The organism is Pseudoalteromonas sp. NJ631 (assembly GCF_000276645.1).
Classification (GTDB): domain Bacteria; phylum Pseudomonadota; class Gammaproteobacteria; order Enterobacterales; family Alteromonadaceae; genus Pseudoalteromonas; species Pseudoalteromonas piscicida.
In genome coordinates this window covers 770,982-793,350 of the sequence record NZ_AKXJ01000001.1, presented here as the reverse complement: position 1 = coordinate 793,350, position 22,369 = coordinate 770,982, and the positions used below count along the sequence as shown (strand labels likewise).

General features: G+C 42.8%; 18 protein-coding genes. 6 read left to right on the top strand and 12 right to left on the bottom strand.

Going from position 1 to position 22,369, the window contains the following annotated elements:
- Window positions 1-179 precede the first annotated feature (179 nt).
- The 6 genes from A587_RS0103745 to lptD all read right to left on the bottom strand — a co-directional run bounded on the left by A587_RS0103745 (window position 180) and on the right by lptD (window position 6,805).
- On the bottom strand, window positions 180-977 hold the full coding sequence (locus A587_RS0103745) for a symmetrical bis(5'-nucleosyl)-tetraphosphatase (RefSeq protein WP_017216476.1): 798 nt from the start codon (window positions 975-977) through the stop codon (window positions 180-182).
- A gap of 99 nt (window positions 978-1,076) precedes the next feature.
- Window positions 1,077-1,466 (bottom strand): Co2+/Mg2+ efflux protein ApaG, encoded by a 390-nt coding sequence (apaG, locus tag A587_RS0103740; RefSeq protein ID WP_010374721.1) that lies wholly within the window; start codon window positions 1,464-1,466, stop codon window positions 1,077-1,079.
- On the bottom strand, window positions 1,450-2,256 hold the full coding sequence (gene rsmA / locus A587_RS0103735; RefSeq protein ID WP_010606006.1) for a 16S rRNA (adenine(1518)-N(6)/adenine(1519)-N(6))-dimethyltransferase RsmA: 807 nt from the start codon (window positions 2,254-2,256) through the stop codon (window positions 1,450-1,452). The genes apaG and rsmA overlap by 17 nt, the downstream gene beginning before the upstream one ends.
- Entirely contained in the window at window positions 2,253-3,245 is a 993-nt protein-coding gene (gene pdxA, locus A587_RS0103730; RefSeq protein WP_010374725.1) for a 4-hydroxythreonine-4-phosphate dehydrogenase PdxA, read from the bottom strand. Before pdxA ends, rsmA begins: the two co-directional genes overlap by 4 nt.
- Before the next feature lie 5 nt (window positions 3,246-3,250).
- A complete protein-coding gene (gene surA / locus A587_RS0103725) occupies window positions 3,251-4,543 on the bottom strand; it encodes a peptidylprolyl isomerase SurA (RefSeq protein WP_017216475.1) in 1,293 nt (430 codons plus the stop codon).
- A gap of 15 nt (window positions 4,544-4,558) precedes the next feature.
- Entirely contained in the window at window positions 4,559-6,805 is a 2,247-nt protein-coding gene (gene lptD, locus A587_RS0103720; RefSeq protein WP_017216474.1) for an LPS assembly protein LptD, read from the bottom strand.
- Between the two features lie 112 nt (window positions 6,806-6,917).
- Here lptD and A587_RS0103715 point away from each other — a divergent pair, with 112 nt between their 5' ends.
- Genes A587_RS0103715 through djlA form a run of 3 tightly spaced genes read left to right on the top strand, consistent with a single transcriptional unit; the run spans window position 6,918 to window position 9,449 of the window.
- Window positions 6,918-7,913: an aminoglycoside phosphotransferase family protein gene (locus A587_RS0103715; protein ID WP_017216473.1), complete on the top strand. Its 996-nt coding sequence runs from the start codon at window positions 6,918-6,920 to the stop codon at window positions 7,911-7,913.
- A gap of 8 nt (window positions 7,914-7,921) precedes the next feature.
- Entirely contained in the window at window positions 7,922-8,614 is a 693-nt protein-coding gene (gene murU, locus A587_RS0103710; RefSeq protein WP_017216472.1) for an N-acetylmuramate alpha-1-phosphate uridylyltransferase MurU, read from the top strand.
- On the top strand, window positions 8,604-9,449 hold the full coding sequence (djlA, locus tag A587_RS0103705; RefSeq protein WP_010374731.1) for a co-chaperone DjlA: 846 nt from the start codon (window positions 8,604-8,606) through the stop codon (window positions 9,447-9,449). Before murU ends, djlA begins: the two co-directional genes overlap by 11 nt.
- Window positions 9,450-9,458: 9 nt before the next feature.
- Here the strand turns inward: djlA and A587_RS0103700 are convergent, their stop codons facing one another.
- Window positions 9,459-10,304 (bottom strand): DUF3530 family protein, encoded by an 846-nt coding sequence (locus A587_RS0103700; RefSeq protein ID WP_017216471.1) that lies wholly within the window; start codon window positions 10,302-10,304, stop codon window positions 9,459-9,461.
- A gap of 120 nt (window positions 10,305-10,424) precedes the next feature.
- On the opposite strand from A587_RS0103700, the gene A587_RS0103695 reads away from it, so the two are divergent.
- Window positions 10,425-11,360: a DUF368 domain-containing protein gene (locus A587_RS0103695; protein ID WP_017216470.1), complete on the top strand. Its 936-nt coding sequence runs from the start codon at window positions 10,425-10,427 to the stop codon at window positions 11,358-11,360.
- Window positions 11,361-11,397: 37 nt separating this feature from the next.
- Here A587_RS0103695 and A587_RS0103690 read toward each other — a convergent pair whose 3' ends face one another.
- Window positions 11,398-12,087, bottom strand: coding sequence for a 2OG-Fe(II) oxygenase (locus A587_RS0103690; RefSeq protein ID WP_010374737.1), 690 nt, complete (start codon window positions 12,085-12,087; stop codon window positions 11,398-11,400).
- Window positions 12,088-12,231: 144 nt separating this feature from the next.
- Between A587_RS0103690 and nhaD the strand changes: the two genes are divergently transcribed.
- Window positions 12,232-13,680: a sodium:proton antiporter NhaD gene (gene nhaD / locus A587_RS0103685; RefSeq protein ID WP_017216469.1), complete on the top strand. Its 1,449-nt coding sequence runs from the start codon at window positions 12,232-12,234 to the stop codon at window positions 13,678-13,680.
- 58 nt (window positions 13,681-13,738) lie between these two features.
- On the opposite strand, the gene A587_RS0103680 is transcribed toward nhaD, so the two are convergent.
- The 4 genes from A587_RS0103680 to A587_RS23790 form a co-directional block, all read right to left on the bottom strand.
- The gene (locus tag A587_RS0103680) at window positions 13,739-14,749 is read right to left on the bottom strand and encodes an ATP-dependent 6-phosphofructokinase (protein ID WP_017216468.1); all 1,011 of its coding nucleotides are present in this window, start codon (window positions 14,747-14,749) and stop codon (window positions 13,739-13,741) included.
- Window positions 14,750-14,894: 145 nt separating this feature from the next.
- Window positions 14,895-15,290, bottom strand: coding sequence for an MmcQ/YjbR family DNA-binding protein (locus tag A587_RS0103675; RefSeq protein ID WP_010374742.1), 396 nt, complete (start codon window positions 15,288-15,290; stop codon window positions 14,895-14,897).
- An 822-nt stretch (window positions 15,291-16,112) separates the two neighbouring features.
- Window positions 16,113-18,350, bottom strand: coding sequence for a putative bifunctional diguanylate cyclase/phosphodiesterase (locus A587_RS0103670; protein ID WP_017216467.1), 2,238 nt, complete (start codon window positions 18,348-18,350; stop codon window positions 16,113-16,115).
- Window positions 18,351-18,614: 264 nt separating this feature from the next.
- Complete coding sequence (locus A587_RS23790) at window positions 18,615-21,284, bottom strand: insulinase family protein (protein ID WP_036964516.1); 2,670 nt, start codon at window positions 21,282-21,284, stop codon at window positions 18,615-18,617.
- Between the two features lie 286 nt (window positions 21,285-21,570).
- On the opposite strand from A587_RS23790, the gene sixA reads away from it, so the two are divergent.
- Window positions 21,571-22,032: a phosphohistidine phosphatase SixA gene (gene sixA, locus A587_RS0103660; RefSeq protein WP_017216465.1), complete on the top strand. Its 462-nt coding sequence runs from the start codon at window positions 21,571-21,573 to the stop codon at window positions 22,030-22,032.
- Window positions 22,033-22,369 lie beyond the last annotated feature (337 nt).

Genomic DNA, 22,369 nt, shown 5'->3' with positions numbered 1-22,369 from the left:
TAAGTTAAGTATTTTATAGCAGATGTGACAAAAAATTTCAGTAAAAAAGGTCGGATTACAAAAAATAGCAGCTCAACGGATAAAAAGTATAAGCTTCACGTTTTCTTCGAGTGTAGCCTAGTTTAATAAAAGTTAAAGTGGGTGATTACCCTAGATTCGACTTAGGAAAGTTAAATAGCCTAATTGTGCTGGTACTTTTCGCCACTGTCGATATTTATCATCGTCATAGGACCTCCCCACACGCAGCCAGTGTCTAAGGCAATAATATTTTTCTTGTTGGTTTCGCCTTCCAAAGCAGCCCAGTGGCCAAAAAGTAGGGTTGTGTCGGTTGGTGTTTGGCTGAGCTCAAACCACGGAGTGAGACCTGCCGCATCTTTTAGGCCAGACTTGTTCTTAAGATCCAGTTCGCCACTTTGTTTTAGAAAGCGCATTCGAGTGAAGACGTTAACAATGGCTTTAAACTTATCTTGATCACTGAGCGTGTTGAGCTCAAGTCCTGGGTGAGCACCGTACATATTGGCGTAAAACTCAGGAGCTTTTGTCGATTGATAGATGGTTTCGGCAAAGCGTGCATATTCTAGCGCTTGCGTAATATTCCAGCTTGGATGAATACCAGCATGAGAAATAAAAGTCTGCTGTGTTTCAAGCCAAATAGCCAGTGGCTGTGCACGTAATAAATCTGCATATTTCTGGCGTTTAGGGCTGGCAAAAACCGCGTCTAATTTATCTTTTGGGTTTGGAGCGACTCCCAAAGCAAGACAGGCTAAAAAGTGGAGATCGTGATTGCCGAGTGTAATGCTAATAGAGCCTGCGTGTTGATAGAGGAACTCTAAGCAAGCAAGCGAATCTGGGCCTCTGGCGATGATGTCACCGACAAAGTATAAATGGTCTTGGCTTGGGTTAAAGTTGACTTGATCGAGTAGCCCGATGAGTGGAGTGAAGCAGCCTTGCAGGTCTCCAATTGCGTATTTTGCCATTTATTACCTGTGGTTTTTTATAACTCAATGTTTTTATTCTGATGTCTAGCACGTATGAGGAACGCGGGGTAAACCCGCTTCCGCAAAATAAAAACGGTATCAATGCAAAATATTTGGACAGGAGAGTCTAAATACATTGATTGGCGCTTTAAACTCGGTGCCAAACTCATTACGCATTAAATAATACCCTTCCATTGTACCAACTGGGGTATCGAGCACCGCGCCGCTGGTGTACTGATAGCTCTCGCCAGGACGAATAGTGGGCTGCTCACCGACAACACCATCACCTTCTACTTCGGTCTCTTTGCCATTAGCATCGGTAATGAGCCAATAACGACTATGTAGCTTAGCGTTACATAAGCTATGGTTTTTGATGGTAATGGTGTAGGCAAACACATATTTGTCCTTTTCAGGCTGTGATTGCGCTTCAACGTAAAAGGTCTCTACCGATACTTTGATCGGTGAGCCAATATTAGTTTGAGTTGTCATATATCCAATTTGCAATTTCAATAAACTGGTTAAGCGACAGGTTTTCAGCGCGAAGCGTAGGGTCGATACCCAAGTTTCGCAACTGCTCTTCGGTTAACAGGTTCGATAAGCTATTTCTTAGTGTCTTACGACGTTGGTTGAACGCTTCTAAGCAAACAGTATTCAAAAGTTTAGTGCTTTTGGCTGTACGTTGTGACGGATCTTTTGGGATCAATCGAACCACTGCCGAGTCAACTTTTGGTGCCGGTTTAAAGCAATGTGGTGGTACTTCAATCACGGGAATAGCGTGACAATAGTACTGCGTCATTACGCTTAAGCGACCAAAGGCTTTACTGCCAGGGCCTGCAACCATACGGTTAACCACTTCTTTTTGCAGCATAAAGTGCATGTGCTCGACCTGGTCGGCAAATTCAAATAAGTGAAATAGCAAAGGGGTTGATACGTTGTAAGGTAAGTTACCAAAGATCTTCAGCTTTTCCCCTTCTTTGATTAAAGAAGAGAAGTCAAACTTCATCGCGTCACCTTGGTGAACCGTTAATTTAGGTCCCAAGAATGGATGATGGATCAAGCGCTCGGCAAGATCTTTATCGAGTTCTACAACGGTTAGGTGACCACTTAAATCACAAACAGGCTCAGTGATAGCACCTAAACCAGGACCAATTTCAACCAGATTATCTTCTGGTTTAGGATCGATAGCGGTTACTATCTTGTCGATAATATTGTTGTCATTTAAGAAGTTTTGACCAAAGCGTTTACGCGCTCTGTGTCCGAGATGTACTTTATCTGTCATGCATTCTGTGCTTTTTTGGTTGCGAGCTTAATTGCTTCGCGGATCGCTAATTCAAAACTACCCACTTCAACATCACCAGAGCCGGCTAAATCAAGCGCTGTACCGTGATCAACCGATGTGCGAACAAAGGGTAATCCTAGGGTGATGTTTACTGAGTTTCCAAAACCTTTATATTTTAACACAGGTAAGCCCTGATCGTGATACATTGCGAGCACAGCATCAGCATTATCTAAATATTTAGCTTGGAAAAGGGTGTCAGCTGGCAGCGGTCCAACCAAGTTCATGCCTTGTTTATTCAGCATTTCCAGTGTTGGTTCAATGGTTTCTATTTCTTCACGACCAAGGTGACCACTTTCTCCAGCATGCGGATTTAATCCACAAACTAATACTCTGGGTTGTTCAATACCGAACTTGGTTTGTAGGTCGTGATGTAAAATATGAATGACTTTGCTGAGACGCTCAGGCGTAATCGCCTTTGATACATACGCCAGTGGGATATGCGTAGTAACTAGCGCTACACGCAGCCCTTCGGTAGCGAGTAGCATAACGACATCGGCGGTATCAGACTGCTGTGCAAAGTACTCAGTATGGCCGCTAAACGAGATCCCAGCTTGGTTAATAATGCCTTTATGAACAGGACCCGTGACTACCGCTGCGAATGTCCCATCCATATTCTTTTCAGAGGCAATGCGCAAGGTTTCGAGCACATAATGGCCATTAGCTTCATCTAATTGACCAGCGACCACTTCAGCACCTTTGTCTACTTGAAGGTAGTAAATGGCACCAGCAGGTGCCGCTTCAGGCGCAGCATCACTGTCAAAAGGCAGTAACTTGATTTGTTCACCAAGTTCTTTGGCGCGTTTTTCTAGAATACTTTTATCAGCCACCGCAACTAACTGAGCAGGCCATGCATGCTGAGCCAGTTTGATAACAAGATCTGGGCCAATACCTGCAGGCTCACCCGGTGTAATTGCGATTCTGAGTGTCATAGCCGTTATTCCGCTTCGATAATTTCAATATGCGCTTGGTCACGCATTTCTTTAATCCATTTAAAGCTTTCTTCTTTAAATTTACGGTTAAACAGCAGACGGTGTGCGCGATTTAACTTGGCTTGTTCTGTTTTATCGGCCACGCGTTTATCTAGCAGTTGTACAATGTGCCAGCCAAATGTACTTCTAAATGGTTCACTGATCTGATCTTTTTCTAGCGACAACAGAGTGTCTCTAAACGCTGGTACGTATGTAGTTGGATCTGTCCAATCGTACTCACCGCCTTTAAGTGCAGAGCCCGGATCTTCAGAATATTCTTTAGCTAGCGCAGCAAAGTCAGCGGTACCTGCGCGTAAGTCTTTTACAAAACCTGTTAGCATTGAGCGTGCTTTTTCTTCACTTAGGATAATAGACGGTTTGATTAAGATATGACGTGAACGCACCTCAACAGTTTCAACAACTTCACGACCACGAATATCTTGTACTTTTAGAATGTGGAAACCCGCGCCTGAGCGCAGTGGACCAACGATGTCGTCTTTTTTCGCACCTTTAATGGCCTCAGCGAACAAGGTTGGCATTTCGTTAATGCCCATCCAGCCTAATTGACCACCATCTAGCGCTTTTGAGCCGCTTGAAGAGGCAATTGCGATGCGCTTGAACTCTTTACCTTCGTTCAAAAACTTAATCACGTTATCAGCGCGCTCACGAGCATCTTCAATTTCTTCTGGAGTTGCTTTATTTGGGATCTTAATCAAGATATGGCCAATATCATACTCTTCCGAGTTACCCGTTTGCTCACTCAAGATCTTTTGCAGGTTAGTCACCTCTTGAGGGCTAATATAAATACGGCGGTCAACACTGGCACGGCGCACTTGGCTTGTGGTTATTTCTTTTCGGATCTCTTCTCGATATGCCTGAAAGCTTTCGCCACTCGCTTCAACTGAACGACGTAAGTCAGCGATAGTACCGCCTTGATCTTGGGCAATATTTGCAATGGTCTGGTCTAATTGAGCATCAGAAATTTGCATACCCATGCGATCACCCAGCTGCAACATTAAAGATTGCTCAATGAGTTTATCGATGGCTTGTAAGCGTAGTGTTTTATCACTAGGAAGTTCTGTGCCTTGCTGCTCAGCCTGTTCTTTAACACGATTTATTATTTGATCGACTTCGCTTTGTAAAATTACACCATCATTAACCGTGGCAACAACAGTATCTAGCTTTACACGCTCAGCATGTGCTTGAGTAAACAGGCCTGCACTTAATGAGGCCACTAATAACAACTTTTTTAAATTCATACGGCTTTCTAAATTCTATTTATTCAAAAAATACGGTCTACGGTAACCAAAAATACCCTGTTGAAGGAGTTTACTCGCATCACCACTGCTTTGGCTTCCAAGCCCTGTAAGGACAAATTTCAGGCTGAAGCCAGAATCAAACACTGCTTCATCATTTGTAAGTGTTTGGTTTAAGTTTGTTTCAATTTGACGATTCGCAGTCACCTGAATAGCCCAACAACAAGACTGATATTGAACACCTACAAAGGATTCAACACTTCTATTTGCCGTCATATCTCGGTGATAGCTTGCTACAAATTGCCAGTTATCGTCAATTGGTAAACTTGTAAAGAGACCGACTTGGTCAATTTCATAGTCTGAGACATCATTAACATAACGATGGTTCAATTGCACTAACTGCTTGTCGTCTCCTTTATAGTCCAAAGTAAAGTGAGACTGCACTAACTCTTTGCTATCCACATCATATTGCACCCCACCTGAGAGGTACCAGCGCTTATGCCAATGTAACATGGATTCAGCGGCAAATAGTGCATTATAGTTGGTATCATCAGTAAATAGCTGTTCAGAAGGCTTTACAGATGACTCAAGATAAATGATCTGACCTGCACTGAAGTTAAAGCGTTCGACATTACTGCTATCGAATACACGCGTGGTTGCACCCACGGTGAATTGGTTGGCTTCAGCAATACGGTCATAACCTGAGTAACGGCGTGCTCTAAACAGACCAATAAAGTCATCTTGTAACTTAGCCGTATCGTACCAGCCAATTTGGCTTTGCTCTCTGTGTGGTGTGTAAAGGTACTGAATTTGTGGCTCAAGCGTTTGTGTACCTTGTTCAAAAAAGAACTCGGTACTGCGTTCAAAATTCAGTTGTCCATGTACCCGTAAACTAGGCAATGTACGTGTGACAGACTCTTCATACTCTGTATCAGGCACATCTATATTTTGTTCATAGCGTGTGTGAAGTAGGCGTGCCTCGGAGGTAAATGACCAAGCGTAGTCGCTGCGTGAAAAAGACACGCGAGGTTCTAGGTGTAATCGCGACGCCTCTGAGATTGGTAAAGCATCATTTTGAAAATAGGCAAACTCACCCTCAAAGTCCCAATCAAGGCCAACAAGTTCATAACTGTCACGTGTACGGAAGCTAATTTGCGGTAGTGCCGTATAGGATTCTCTGTGATCACCCAACACTTCAAAATCTTGCAATTTTAAGTCAACCAGCCAGTCGTCGCCTAGATAACTCAAGCTGCCAGTACGGTACAATTGAGTGTCGGTTTCGTTGGCGTATTCGGATGTTAAGTCAGTGAGGTAGTTATCGTCACTGACATTTGTGACATCAACAAATGCGCGCCATTTATCACTTAAATAACTTTTTTGTTGCCAATGTACTAAATAGCGATCGTCTAGCTGTGGCTCTGAATCATCCTTACTGAGATATTCTACGCCAATTTTACCTTGATGTTGTTCAGTTAAATATCTGAACTCGGTAATAAGCTGAAATCCTTTATTAGCCATGTATCTTGGCGTTAAGGTCGCGTCGAAGTTGGGGGCTAGGTTGAGATAATAAGGGGTGATCAGCTCCAAACCAAACTTATTTGAGCTGGAAATTGTCGGCGTCAGCAGGCCTGATTTTCGTCTATCATCGATTGGAAACGTAAAATAGGGTAAATAGATAATTGGCGTGTCCATAATTTTGAACACCGTATTATAGGTCTCACCCCAACCGTCTTCTCGAGAAAGTACAATGCTGCTTGCCTCGATACTCCAAAATGGGTCATCAGCAGGACACGTGGTAAAGCTGGAGTTGTCGAGTGAAATTTTGCTGCCAGAGGCATGCAACTTCTCAGCACCACCGCGGCCCTGCTGGTCCGTTAATTCATATTCAGCACCAAGCAAGCTCACGGTGTTAGCATTTAAATCCGCGAATAGCCCATTACTGTGAACTTTGGTAAATTGGTCACGATAGAGTAGTGGTCCAGAAGCGCTGAGCAGGCCTTCTTTTTTATCGATTAGCGCACGTCTAGCTTCTAAGCTCATGGTTTCAGTGTTAATCACCACATTACCCGAAAACTCAGCACTATCAGTACCTTGTAGTTCTAAGTCATCGGCAACGATATCAATGGCATGTTTGGGCAGCGAGGCTAACGGCTTCCAGTTTTCTGGCTGCATATAGTCTTTACATTGTGCGGCGACAATGTTCGTATTAGCAAAAGCTGTAGAATGAATCGCGGATAATACAGCCAAGCCCCAAATTTTGCGCATTTAATAACCTATTAGCTGAGCATTTAATAATAAGCTCATCATGATAAATGAAAACTGTCGGAAATACAGTAGCATTTAAATATTTACAAGTAGAAGGTGTAATAGTAAATCCATGAATAGTCAAAACCAGCGCGTCGAGTTTATACAGCAGGCAATACATAGCGACGATTTTACGTGTGAGGCTATCACCTCGGATGCCAGCTTCCGGCGTTATTATCGCGTTAAACGACAAACGATGTCGTGGATCTTAATGGAAACACCAGTCGATAAACTCGATAATGCCCCTTTTATTGGTTTAAATACGGTGTTTGCAGAGCAAGGCCTCAATGTGCCACAAATCCTTGCTAATAATGAAGAGCAAGGGCTGTTACTGTTACAAGATTTAGGCTCTGAGCATTTGGCCGATAGGTTGGCATTGCCTTCTCGGCTAGAGGATTATCGTGCGCTGATCGCGCTTATTCCAGAAATCGCCAAAGCACCAAAGAGTGAATGGATGAAGCCCTATGATGCTGAGTTCGTTGGTATGGAACTTCATATTTTTTACGAGTGGCTTGTAACAAAATGGCTTGGTTTAACACCCACCGAATATCAACAAGTGCAGTGGCATAATGTGAAGTTGAAACTCGTCGATGCGATGACTCGCCAGCCGCAGGTTACGATGCATCGAGATTTTCATAGCCGCAACCTGATATGTCATCAGTCTCAGTGGTATCTCATTGATTATCAGGATGCGGTACAAGGACCTGTCACTTATGATGCGGTTTCTCTATTGCGGGATTGTTATACTCGCCTTGATGCTCGTGAGTTTACTGAGCTTCAGCAATATAGCTTTGACTGTTTAAAAGCAGCTAACTTATTAGACGGTATGGATTTTAGCACCTATCAACATTACTTTGACTTAACAGGGATGCAAAGGCACCTTAAAGCTGCCGGGATTTTTACTCGCCTATTGCAGCGAGACGGCAAAGGCGGGTACTTAGAAAATATTTTGCCAACGTTACGCTACCTCGTTGAAGTAGCGAATAAGTATAAAGAATTTCAGTGGCTTGCAAGCTGGCTGGAGAATGACATAATGCCTCAAGCGCAGGCCAAATTAGGCAAAAAATAGAAGTAACAATGAAAGCGATAATTTTATCTGCTGGTCGTGGTAAACGCATGATGCCACTGACCGCGAACCAACCAAAACCTATGCTTAACGTCGCAGGAAAACCACTACTTGAGCATCATATCGAGCGCTTAAAAGCGGCTGGGATCTGCGATATCGTGATAAATCTTGCATGGCAAGGTCAGGTGATAAAAGACTATTTCGGCAATGGTAGTCACTTCGGTGTCAATATTGAGTACAGTGATGAACCTGAAGGTGGATTAGAAACCGCAGGTGGCATCATTCAAGCACTGCCGATGTTATGTGAACAGGATGACAGCTTTATTGTACTCAATGGCGATATTTTTACGGACTATGATGTCAGCAGCTTAATGCAGTTACAGCTCGGCTGCATAGCTGAGGGTCATTGCGAAGCGCACATTGTGTTGGTAGAAAATCCCGAACATAATCCTGAAGGCGATTTTTGCCTTGCCCATCAGCCGCTCAATCAGCAAAAGTATACCTTGTCCGGTATTGGTAAATATCACCACAGTTTTTTTGCCGAGCTTGGGGCTGGCTTTATAAAACTAGGGCCGTTGCTGCGTAGTGGGCTTGAGCAGCATAAAGTTTCTACTGAACTGTATTTGGGTGCATGGGACGACATCGGTACGCCAGAGCGACTAAAAATGATCAATGACAAGTTAGGGTATAGCGATGTGGGGTAAATTATTAGGCACAATTTTCGGCTTTTTATTTGGTCGTTGGTTAGGCGCTATTTTAGGTTTTTATCTCGGCCACTTATTTGATAAAAGTTTGCGTCAGGATTTTGATAAAGTCGGTGGCTTTCAAGGTTTCATGAAAGGTGAAGATCTGCATGAGCGCCAAGCCTTGTTCTTTTCCAGCTGTTTTTCTGTGATGGGACATATTGCCAAGTCTAATGGTCGAGTCAGCGAAATCCACATTCAAGCCGCGTCTGCGTTTATGAGCGAAATGGGCTTGCAGGGTGAAGAGCGAAAAGAAGCACAACATGCGTTTACAGCGGGCAAAAGCAGCGATTTTTCGATAAAAGAAGCAGTTACCGATTTTAAAGAAGCCTTTGCTAGACGCTATGACTTGAGGCAGCTGTTTTTAGAGATTCAAATTCAAATGGCATTTTGTGATGGGCATGTGTCTGATGCGGAGAAGGCCTTACTTAAACAGGTGAGTAAGTATTTAGGCTTCGCAGAAACCCACTTTTTGTTCTTGCTTAAGCGCTATCAAGCAGAATTTGAGTTTCGTCGCTCTCAGGCGTCGGGGAGATCGCAACATCAACACCAGCAACAGGGCGGCCGTCAACCAACATCACAAGATAACGGCTTAAACCGTGCTAAAGCGTTGGCTGTACTGGGATTGAGTGAAGGGGCGAATGAACGTGAAATCAAAAAAGCATACCGCAAACTGATGTCGCAGCATCACCCTGACAAATTGGTGTCTCAGGGATTACCTAAGCATATGATGGAAGTGGCAAAGCGCAAAAGCCAAGACATTCAGTCTGCCTATGAATATTTAAAAAAGAGCTAACCTGAAAAACTATAAAACGCGCAAAAAACCGAGTAACTCTTTTCTGAGTCTTTGATGTTGGAGCGGATCGGTTTTTTCTCCAAAAAGCTCTCGTTGGCGATAATCAAATTTACTGTTTTTTCTCGCCCAGCGCGCTCTGTCTGGCGTATTGTCGACCACAATCGGATTGTCAAAACTGTAGTAAACATCCAGTAGAGCAGGGCTTATCAGAGAAAGGTTGGATGCCAAGTGCTTTTGCCGCGTTGCATTAGGCAGTTGTGGGCTAACAACGGCAAAGGCATCGATACGTAGATTGGGCAGGGTTGCTAAGTGCTCTCCAAACAAGCCTGCGCTATTACCAAATGCGACAACCACTAACTTTTCGGTTTGAGTCATTGACAGCGTGTTATAAAGCACCTCAAAGCGGCTGATCAACGCCATTTTATATTCGTCGAGATTAGATTCTGAAATGGGTGCAAGCGCTTGCTGAGCCGGTTTTTCAGTATCGGGGAGCGCGATGTCTTGCTCTAGCAGACTCGGTGCATAAGAAAGGTCCGGCGGAGTAAGGGTATACGTGTCGTAGCCATCATCGCTTAAGCGTTTTGCAAGAAAGCTTATGCCGCTGTTATTGAGCGGCGGAGTTTGCATGTCTGGTAATAAGATCACGATGCCTTCACGAGCGGCTGCCATATACTCTTGATGAAATACATAAAAGCTTTCGTTTTCGCTTTCCAGTTTTATCAATTGCGATGGCTCGTAGAAACGATTAGCGTCTTGCTGATAAAGAGAACCAAGCGGTGCTGCATCAATATGTTCAGCTGCAAAAGTCGTCGCGGGTAAAGCGGCAATAAGTAATAAAAGCGTTCTGATGATCATGGTACAAGCGCGTAAAATATCATAATTGGTTATCGACCAGTTAAGCGAAAGCTTTAGCTGTCGCTATTTTTTAGCGTTTTAAGTTAAACTGCTCGGCAGTGGAAATGAAAGGAGAAATTTGTGCAGTATAAAGATAGCAAACGAGACTATCTCTTTATGTTTTTAAAAGGGGCCGGAATGGGGGCTGCGGATGTTGTCCCGGGTGTTTCTGGCGGCACCATTGCTTTTATTACTGGCATCTATGCACGTTTTTTAAATGCCATCAAAAGTGTGAACTTACAGGCTTTGAGTACATTGCGCCGTGATGGCCTAAAAGCAACTTGGCAGTACATTGATGGTAGCTTTTTACTGGCGGTATTTTCTGGTTTGCTCATCAGTGCAGCGTCTTTGGCGAAGGTGATCACTTATTTATTGGAAGCACACCAAACACTGGTATGGTCATTTTTCTTTGGTCTTATCGTCGCTTCTTTTATTTATGTTGCAAAACAGGTCTCTCATTGGAGTGGCCAAAATATTATTGCCTGCGCAGTTGGCGCTATCGTAGCCTTTGCTATTACTTCCCTTTCACCAGCTGAAGCGCAAGCATCTCATTGGATGTTTTTTATCTCAGGTGCTATCGCCATTTGCGCGATGATCTTACCTGGGATCTCAGGGAGCTTTATCCTACTGTTATTGGGTATGTATGGCCATGTACTTAGTGCGGTGAACCAGCTTGAATTTGGCTTAGTGAGTCTATTCTTACTAGGTTGTATTGTGGGGTTAATGTCGTTTTCGCGTCTACTCAGCTGGTTATTGGCGCACTATCAGCAAGTAACGTTCTCGCTACTCGCTGGTTTTTTACTTGGCTCGCTTAATTTATTGTGGCCTTGGAAACAAGTGCTTACGACTTACGTGAATTCCAGTGGTATAGAAAAGCCATTGAGTCAGGCCAATATTTTGCCAGCGCAATACAGTACGCTGTATGGTCAAGACCCAAATACGCTGGCATGTATTGCACTTGCCATTGCTGGCCTTGCGCTGATCTTAACCATTGAAAAGATAAGCGAAAAATATTAATAAAATAGACACCTAGAACAATAGGCACGGGTTGAGCTTATATGTCTATTGTTCTAAACCACCCCGTTACAGAAAGTCGCGGCGCTTTTGCAAATGGCGCGACGTAAGTCACAGAATGAATTTTACTTACATCAAAAACCACCAGTGAATTGAACTTAGGTGCATAACTTTTAGTGGGTGTGCCATCGCGTTCAAAAAATTGCAGTAGCCCGCCCCAGTCAGGGTGCCAACTTTTGCTTAGGCTGAGTACATAAGCATAAACTCGGCCCTCAGCTTCAACAATGTCATTATGTCGAGTTAAATACTGACCACCAATAAATCGTGTTGCTTGGGCAGAGGTACGGATAATGTTCTGTCCAGATATCGCGGAAAAACAGGACTGTACATCGCTACTATTGAGGTTATTGTAGAGCCTTTGCAGAGCGTCAGGGCTTGTGGAGTCTATGGAGTGGCGGCCATACATAAAACCAACACCACGCGATGCATAGCTATGTATATCTTCAAGCAAGGCTTGCTGCTCTTGCGGTGTTAAGGCAAGAATATCACTGTCTTTGACTGACTTGGCTGCTCCGTTATGAAACAGTGCGAGCTGGTAGTCGAGGTTACAGAGGCACTCATGTAGTTGTTGAGCGTTTGTATCGTCTAGAATATTTTCAATCCGTGCAAACCCATCGTTGCTCAATTTTTGCTGTAATTCTGTTTGTTGTTGCTGCGAAAGTTGAAGCATAAATACCTACTGCTGATTATGGCCTGTTTGTACTAGTGTAAACAGGATGCCTTAGACTTCAGTCCAATGCTGATTACTTTTTATCTATGCTAAAGTGAGTTTGGCTGAAATGCCATCCCTCTGCACTCATCGATAGGCAAAAAAATGAAAATCAATGGACTACTGCTATTCTGTTGCGCATGGGTCATATCCGTGATCCCATCACCAGCCTTGGCGGCTCAAGGCACCTTAGATCTTACCAGCTCGACACTCGGCTTGGTTTGTATTGTTGTCTTCGTTTTAGCATACGCACTTGTAATGCTCGAAGAAAAACTCCATATGCGAAAATCAAAGCCAGTGCTTGTGGCGGCAGGCATCATTTGGCTCATGATTGGGGCGTATTACGTTAATCAGGGACAACCCGATGTTACCGAGCACGCATTTCGGCATAATTTGTTAGAATTTGCGGAGTTGATGTTGTTCTTGCTCGTTGCGATGACTTATATCAACGCGCTAGAGGAGCGCCGCCTTTTTGATTCACTACGAGCGTGGATGATCCAAAAAGGCTTTAGCTATAAGAATCTATTTTGGATCACTGGATTCTTATCCTTTTTTATCTCTCCAATTGCAGACAATCTAACAACAGCCTTACTCATGTGTGCCGTGGTGATGAAGGTGGCTGATGGTGACAAAGAGTTTATCAATCTGAGCTGTATCAATATCGTGATAGCAGCCAATGCTGGCGGTGCATTCAGTCCCTTCGGTGACATTACCACTTTGATGGTATGGCAAGCCGGTATGGTACATTTCAGTGAGTTCTTAGCGCTATTTGTTCCTTCACTGGTCAATTACATCGTACCAGCACTCGTAATGAGTTATTTTGTGGCGGATAGAAAGCCGAGTGCAGTTTACGAAAGAGTAGAGCTTAAACGCGGCGCTTTAAGAATTTTAACTTTATTCCTTCTGACTGTCGCAACCGCTGTGCTCTCACATAGTTTGCTGCATTTACCACCGGTCCTTGGCATGATGATGGGCCTCGGTTACCTACAGTTTTTTGGTTACTTCCTAAGAATGACATTACCGGGGTCATTAGCAAGAAAGCGAGCGATGGCGGAAAGAGAAGGGGATCAAGAGCGTCTCGAGAAGTTAGGAAGTGTTGTGCCATTCGATGTCTTTAGCAAAGTTTCACGCGCTGAGTGGGATACCTTATTATTCTTCTACGGTATCGTTATGTGTGTTGGAGGTCTTGGGTTTCTCGGTTATTTAAGTTTAATGTCAGAGATATTATATGGTGAGTGGTCTGCAACCTATGCCAACGTATTCTTAGGGATTATTTCCGCGGTCATCGATAACATTCCTGTGATGTTTGCTGTGCTGTCAATGCAACCTGAAATGTCACACGGTCATTGGTTGTTGATCACGCTCACGGCTGGGGTAGGAGGGAGTTTACTTTCTATTGGCTCGGCGGCAGGTGTTGCGCTTATGGGACAAGCTAGAGGCTATTATACTTTCATGGGGCACTTAAAATGGGCACCCGTAATTTTGCTTGGTTATATCGCGAGTATTTTATGTCACCTGTGGCTTAACGAATCTGCTTTTAGCGTGTTTGGCTAGCGCTTACGCAAGACGTAGTGAGAGTGAATAATTAATATGCGCTTCACTCTCACTACGTTTATTGCTCGGCGAGGTAGTGCTGATATCGTTGTACCCACTCCTGTGATACTGGTTTATCCATATTCAGCACCTTCTCGACTTCAGTAATTACAATTACACCATGTATTTTTCCTACCATAATGGGCGTCGTAATATCAGTGTTTGGTTTGATGCTACCATTAATCACTTCCACTGCCGCTACTCCTAATTCCGTGGCGAGCATTCTATCTTCAACAGATGGTGCCCCACCTCGTTGAATATGGCCTAACACGCAAAGTGCACAATTGATATCGGCATTGCTATTTAACTCTGTTTTAAGCGCTTGAGCGCCGCCTGGCCATAAATTTTCGGCCAGTATAATCAAAAAGCTACCGTGTTGATTTTGCTGCTCTATGGCATTTTTGAGATGAGCTAAGACCTGAGAGGTATTCTCTACCGTGCAGTTTTCAAATGAAATGATAGCCTCAGCACCTGTCGCAATGCCCACATGGTAAGCAATATGCCCGTTATGACGACCCATCACCTCGGTGATAAAAACTCGCTCAAAGGCATTTGCGGTATCGCGGATTTTATCTATTGCGGAGGTGGCAGTATTGATGGCTGTGGAGAAACCAATGGTGTTGTCACACCCTGAAAGGTCGTTATCTATAGTACCGGGAATACCAATTAGCTGACCTTGCCAGTGAGCTGCCAGCGCCTGCATTCCTCTAAACGAACCATCACCACCAATCACAATAAGTACGTCGATATGAAGCTTTCTCAGGGCGTTTGCGGCTTGAAGTACGCCTGAAGGTTCTAGCATCGCAGGGCAGCGGGCGCTTTTTAGAATTGTGCCACCAAGTTGGGTGATATCGGTGACGGAAACCGCACTTAGCTCGGTGTACTCTTGGTTAATTAGACCATTATAACCATGAAAAAAGCCAAAGCACTGAAATCCAGATCTCAAGGCACTTAACGTGATAGCCCTAATCGCTGAGTTCATACCCGGCGCATCGCCGCCACTTGTCAGTACTGCTATCCTTTTCGTCATGTCGCCACTCTATTATTGCTAGGTTATTGTCTTTGTATACTACCAGAGTGATTTTAAGACAAGTTGATCGACATTAAAGATAGAGATTAATAAGAGGATATAGAAAGGTAAAACGGCATTTAGGTCTACCTAAATGCCGTTTTAATCAACGTTGCGTGACTTTGCTAGCAAGTTCTTCACGTTGTGCGGTCGGTAGGTTATCTACGACGATTTGATAAGAATCATCGATCATTTTCTTTATTTCGTCTTCTGGAATAGTGCCATCTAAGATGACTGTGTTCCAAAGACGCTTATTCATGTGATAACCAGGCACAACAGACGAATACTTGTCTCTAAGCAATAATGCTTCGTCAGGGTCGCATTTTACATTTAACCACCAAACAGGTTCACCATTTTCATCTACTTGCCCCTCTTTCCCCTCAGTTAGAGTTGCAAACATTTTATGCTGAACTTTGTACACATCTACGTCTTGCGCAAAAGGCTTAGTGATAAAGGTTGCAGGCTTGGCCTGCAAATATTCATGTACGCTTTTCTGATCCATAGCCCGTGTCCTTGAAGTAACAGTTAATACTACATGAGAGTAAGTTTAGCAGCTCTTGTGATAATACTGTAATCGTCTATCAGTAAAAACTATCAGAAAGTCTATACTATGGCGTTATAACGCAGACAATTATTGAATAACTGACCGTTTTATATCGGTTTAACTCACAGTTGACGATTAAAATAAGTACAGTGTGTAAAAGCACTAAAATTTCAGTCGTCTACAATATTAGAAAAGCTAACTTTTAATTTCCAGTTAAGGACTAAGTTGGCTTCACAAATTATGCTAAAAATACACTCATAACCTAAGTGGACTAAGCTAGGAAATCAATGCCAGTTGACCGTAAAAAATTTCCCACTTGTCTCTGTTTCCCAAATTAGGAAAAGTTACGGCATAACATCCCTTGTGCAATGCTATACCTCTAAACAGTCCGCTATTAAATTAAATAATACAAAAATATGCAACAATAATTTCTTCATTGATTAAATATTAAACGTTGTGTAGACTCATCGGCCGCATTAGTAAATAGTATCGAAATGTGATGTTTCTTTCCTAATAAAGAATGTTTTAGTTTTCTTATTGAATTAAAAAACCGAGGAGTATCAGTGGCTTTTGGAATAATTTCAGCTTTATGTGCGATGGTAATGTATCTTCAAACTCTATGGACTGGAATGCCAAGAAAACGCTGGTTAAGTTTGGCCGTAGTAACAGGTCCCGCGGCGTTAATTCTGTTTCGAGTGCACTATCGCAGAGCGTGGATGCGTCGCTGCGCAAATTTAGTTAGTTGGAAAGCGTAAAGTGGTTAGGTCAAATTAAGCTAGGCTATTGCACGAGTTGTAGGTTTGGCTTTTCACTTGGGATATGTTGCTTTAAAAATTGTTCAAATTCACTGCTTGAAAGCGGCTTTGAATAGTAATAGCCCTGAACTGTTTGGCAATTTAGCTGTTCTAAAATATTGAGTTGTTCTTCATTTTCAACCCCTTCCGCAACAACGTGAAGATCCAAGTTATGCGCGATAGTGACAATAGAGTCAACCATGTTTCTACCGCGCTCGTTACCCATATCATCGATAAATGCCTTATCGACCTTGAGTGTATTTAGCGGAAATTGCTTGAGATAAGCCAGTGACGAATAGCCAGTACCAAAGTCATCCATGGCTAAGTGTATCCCTCTAGCACTAAGTGAGCGCATTATCGAAATTGCTTCTTTTGGATCGTCCATCACCGTTCCTTCTGTGATTTCTAACTCAAGAAAATAAGAAGGAAGTTGATTTTTTTGCAAGATAATGTCGATACGAGTGGTGAGATCCGGCAAGCTAAACTGTTTTGCTGATAAATTAACCGCAACTCTGCCATTGAACAGTCCTTTATCAATCCAGCGCTTTACATCACGGCATGCTTTGTCTAAAACGACTTCACCAATTTCGATGATCTGTCCGGTTTCTTCTGCGATAGGGATGAATACACCAGGACTTATCACCCCCTTTTTTGGGGTAATGAAACGGACAAGCGCTTCCATGCCAACCAGCTCGCCAGTTTTAATATTCATTTTTGGCTGATAGTAGACAACGAAGTGATCCTCTTTGAGGCCATAGCGCATCAGGTTTTCAATTTGCAGACGCTTAACCGCTTGCTCGTTCATGGAATCATTAAAGAATAAATAATGGTTACCCTTTTGTTTGGCATGATACATAGCGGTATCTGCATTTTTCAGCAGGCTTTCAGGAGACTTACCATCTTCAGGGCACAGTACAATCCCAACAGAAGAGGTGATCACTAACTCGTGATTAGCTATTTTAAAAGGTGTCGCAATTGCTGCTAGAAATTGTTTTGCTGTACGTGTAATCGTGTGAATATCATTGGTGCCTGAAATCACCAGTGCAAATTCGTCACCACCTAGTCGGTAGAAGGTATCTTGTTGGCGAGCAAGTTTATTTAGCCGCATTGCCAGTTTCGCAAGTAGCGTATCACCTAACTGGTGACCTAGCGAATCGTTGATCTTTTTAAAGTTATCTAAGTCAAAGACAAGTAAGGCATGGTGCGTCCCTTGTAATGACAATTTTTGTAAATTGGTAAAGAACAAGTTGCGATTGGGAAGACCTGTCGTACGATCGCGATTAGATAAATTGTGGAGTTGAGACTCTGCTTTTTTACGCTCGGTTAAATCAGAGTACACAACCACATAGTTACTGATCTGACCGTGGTTATTTTTAATTTCATCAATCGTAATTTCGATAGGTAAGAGTACATCTGCCGCATTACGCAGTTTGAGCTCTTCTTGCCAATGCTCTGTTTGTTTAAGCTGAGCCTTTACTTGAGCAACAAACTTATTGTCATAGCCTGGTAAGCTAAAATGTTTATTCAGATAGTGTTCCCGTTGACCACCAAATAATTTAAGGTAGCTTGGATTTAGGTCGACTAGATTATAGTGCTTGTCGTAAATTGCGATTGCGTCAGTCAGTGACTCTACGCATTTTGCAAACAGGTTTAGCCTTTCCTCGGTACTCTTGAAGTGGCTAATGTCGCGAACCGTGCCTGTCATTCTTAGGGGGTTAAGGTTGGCATCTTTCTCGATAATTTTGCCTCGGTCTAACACCCAGTGATACTGGCCTAGTTCATCTTTAATACGATAGCTTGCTTCGAAGAATGGTGTCTTTTCTGCGAAGTGCTGTTTCATCAGCTTTTCAACGATTAATAGGTCTTGTGGATGGATCCTATGCTGGTTGGGGATGACGCTGCCAGGCTTCGCAGAGTTCATGCCGTATTTATCGTTGATCCGAACAATTTCACCTGACTGAATATTCCAGTCCCACAGCGTATCGCCACTGCCTTCAATGGTACTTTTAAATCGTTGTTCTGAGTGCTTAAGTTGAAGAGTGGATTTTTTGAGTTGGTGATTTGACCAAACTAAGTAAGGAATGCTGAGCAGAGCAATCACGCATGGTACGAGCCAAGCTAACTGGGCACCTGTTAATACACTTGCGTCACTGGCGTAAATTACATGCGGAGTCAGTGATAAAAGTAGTGCATTGATTGTTATTGTTTTTATTTTTAGGCTCATATAATGCGTAATTCATAACTGCAATCTCTAATCTAAATCAAGCCATTGTAGTAGTCAAAAGGAAAACGTTGATTAAGGGGAAATTCAGGTTAATTGCGGTTTTTCACAACAGCGAAACAAAGTTTCAGATGAAATTCATTATGCTAAGGAGTGTGGTTGCGTATTTTTTGAACTTTGATTAGGTTTCAAATGAATGGACTAGGTGAGAAAAGTCTTAATAGTCATTCAAAAGTTTGATAAGCACTCCTTGCTTACACTAAAACGCTAATTACACTTTAAAATCAGTCGTGGAGCATTTGGCTCTAACATTTTATCTATATAAGTAAGGATGTCTTCTAATTCCAAGTCGGCCAAAGCTTGGATTAATCTTTGCTGCATATCAAACTGGTGGAAGTCATTGGTAATTGAAATCCACAAACGCTGCGCCCTTAGCCTTAGATTTTTGTCTTGCTCCGATATATGTAGCAACAAGCTTTCTTTCGAACGTTGCCAACTCACTTCATCGAGCTGATGCAATTGTTTGGCAAAGTGCTTAAGAAATTGGTTGTGTCGTGCAAGTAGGTGTCCACTATCAAAGTTGGGAGATTGAATATAAAAAGCGATACCTGCACGTGTATTGAATGGTGCATACCCAGCGCCAACTAAATAACCAAGTTGTTCCTTCGTTCTTAATTGCTCAAAATAATCTTGATTAACGAGATTATTAATCGCCATCATAGTGACTTTTTCTTTAACGGAATCGGTACGTGATTGAAAATATTCAATGAAGGCATAATCACTGCCTTCGCGTTCGATATGTTGTTCCGTTAATTTCGTCAACTCGTTTAAGGGACGTTTCAAATCTTCTAAAATTTCGCTACTTGAAAATAGCCCGTGCACAGATGTTTTTAATTTTTCAGCATGTTTTAGTTGCCAGTTGCCATGCATGAAAGCTTTGACATGAATGGCTGAAAAAAACTGCTTTCGAAATAGTTGAAATTCGTTAAAACTGGCACTTTTAAGTGCGCAGGCTAAGTCTTCAGGACTTGGGTTCCAGGGCATCAAATGGGCACCAAGTCGGCTAAACAGTTCGCTAACAGGCTTATTCTTATTGTGATTCTTCCAATGGCGGATAAGTTGCTTTTTATATTCCGCAAAGCGAGCTGCATGGATTGGTTGATTCAGTAGCGCCTCGACTAGCTCTAAAACCAAGGTGATTTGATTACCAGTAAGCCCTGCGGTGTGAAGTGTTAAGCCACCTTGATGGGAATTAATATGATAACTAAGGCCGGCTAATTCTGCGCTATAAAAACGCTCAGCGACCGCATCCATAAAGAGATCGGCAAACAGGCGAGAGAGTGCCATATGCTTGTGACAAGTGACGGACGGGGCGGAATCTATTTCGAGATAAAAATGCCCTTTGGTGACTCTAAAAGTCAAATCCTGCTTAAACCAAAATTCAAATCCAGGCTGATCAGCTAGACGAATAGGCGTATCCTGTTCACTCTCTACATCATGAAGTGGGTTTTTCGCGCTGAGGTATGGATTAATTAGTGGTAGCGACATTTGTGGCAAAGGCATATGCACATTATAGAGCGACTCAATCCAATCTTTGGCTATTGGCGAGACACTGTATGGCGTGTTGTACCATTTAGCTTTTTTATTTACCTCCACATGGGGGTGGATAAGCACAAGGCGCATATTAGTAGGGCACAAATGCATCAGTAGTTTTTCGTGCTGCTCTTGAGAAAAGCCATCCATGCGATAATCACCATAGAGAAAATCTTCTTCTTCATAGTGGTGCATATTAACGCTGATTGAATTTACCCAGTCTAACATACGGCCGACTTCTTGGTTATCGAACGCGATATCTAATAAAGTGCTTTTGTCTTGATAAAGGCGTGGTAGTGCAGCGGTATTTTGCTTAATTAATGCTATGTACTCGAACAGCATTTCCACTATGTCTTCATAGTATTCAATCCCTTCATCGGTAAGTGCAAAGCTGATATTAAAATCTCTGAAATTACTACCCGTGATCCCACCACCTGCCGATAGGGCATTGATCCAACCTTGTGACTTGAGGATAGAATACAGTGAGCCTTTACCTTCATACCCTAACAAATGCGCTAAAAAGCTCACACTTTTATTGCGGTATAAATCTGTAGGGTTGGGCATAGCAAAACTGACAATAAGTTTTTGCATATGTTTTCTAGGCTTTATTTGCAGTTCTAGCTGCAGGTCTTGCTCTCGGTACATAGGCGCTTGGATCGCTGGTTTTTGCGCTTTGCTGCCAACAATTTTTGTAAAAGGTGAGCAAAAGGTCGCAAGTGTAGCCAGCGGTTGTGGTGCAGCTATCACCAAAGTCATCCATTGGGCCTGATAGTATTGATTGAAAAATGCCCGTAATTCACTGGCAATATTACCATTACGGTCTGCGAGAGTGTCTCGGGTACCAACAGAAAACTTGGCAAAAGGGTGCTGAGGATTGATGGTTTCTTTATGAACTTGATAGATGCGACGGCCATCATCTTTGATTTTCATCTTAAACTCGGCATCGATGGCTTCACGCTCTTTTTCAGTATCGCTCTCGCTCAGCAGTGGAGACACAAAAAATTGGCTAAAGCGTTCTAACGCTTCGTCTAGTTGTTCGGCGTCGCAGTCAAAGTAATAGCTCGAGTGCTCGGTACCAGTCCACGCATTGCTCTGGCCACCATACTGACTAATAAATTGCGAAAAGCCACCTGAGTCAGGGTGCTCTGCAGTACCAAGGAATAGCATATGCTCCAAAAAGTGCGCCATCCCTTGACGCGCTTCGGGGTCGTCAAAGTGGCCGACATTAACTGTTAATGATACGGCGCACTTAGCAGTTGAATCGTCATTGATCAACAAGACTCTAAGACCATTGTCCAGTGTTAGTAATTGGTACTGCCGACTATCATTATTACTCAGTTTCAATATGCTGCTGCCGATAAATTAGTTAAAAGATAACTGAAGGTAATTAGAATTTCATTTCATGTTAATCCTTCATTTGTTTTAATATAGCGAACAAACCAGTGAGATAGCTACCGGTTTAGAAGAAAATAATGCCAAGCTGCATATATGAGTAGTCAGCAAGCATAAGATCCCGGGTGTGAGTGGCGCAGAAGGGAAAGGCCATTAACGACAATAGGTTAAACGTGGATCTCATCATGCATAAGTCCGCATATATGTAGGGTGATATAAACAGAAGGTGCTGAACAGTATGAAGACTATCTTGATAATGCGTCATGGTGAAGCTGAACCCATGCAAGCCGACGATGCAAGCAGAAATTTAACCGAACAAGGGTTACAACAAGCCAAGGATGTAGGTGAATGGTTGAAACAATATTTTGAGATAGATGCTGCGCTTGTGAGTCCCTTCGTCAGAGCACAACAAACCGCGGAGCAAGTGCTCGCACTTCAAACGCCTGAATTTGTTGAAACCTGTTCAGACATAGTACCGAGTGGATCAGCACACACAGCTATCGATTATTTAGAAACACTTATCTCTATGTATCCAGCACACCAAACCTGGATTTTAGTCGCACATATGCCAATAGTTAGTTACTTGGTAGACCGTTTGTGTCCGGATACAATGCCTATCTTTTCAACTGCCGCGGTAGCTATAATTGAATACAATGAACAGACTGGCCGTGCTGAATTCACATCGATGCAGTTACCTTAAGCCTTTTATTTATAAGTGGCATAGAAAGGCTAAAACTTCCCTTTAATCGGTCTAATGTCCTCTTTTTAATTTTGTTTGAACTTTATCATTACACCGGTGTCATATCATTGGCATTGCAATCATGGTTTCCGATATGGCCAATACGTTTGTTTGGGCGCAAATTTGTATTGTTTAGGTAACCGGCACAGTTTCGACCACTGTGTTATGGTTCTGTTATCGGTAAAGATGGTTTTTTGGAACTAATATACTATTAAGTTTAAAGGACAATTGTCCGCTTTTTTGTGTTTTTTGTTGCTAAATGTTGTAAACTGTCAGCTAACGTCGCTGAAAGTTGCAA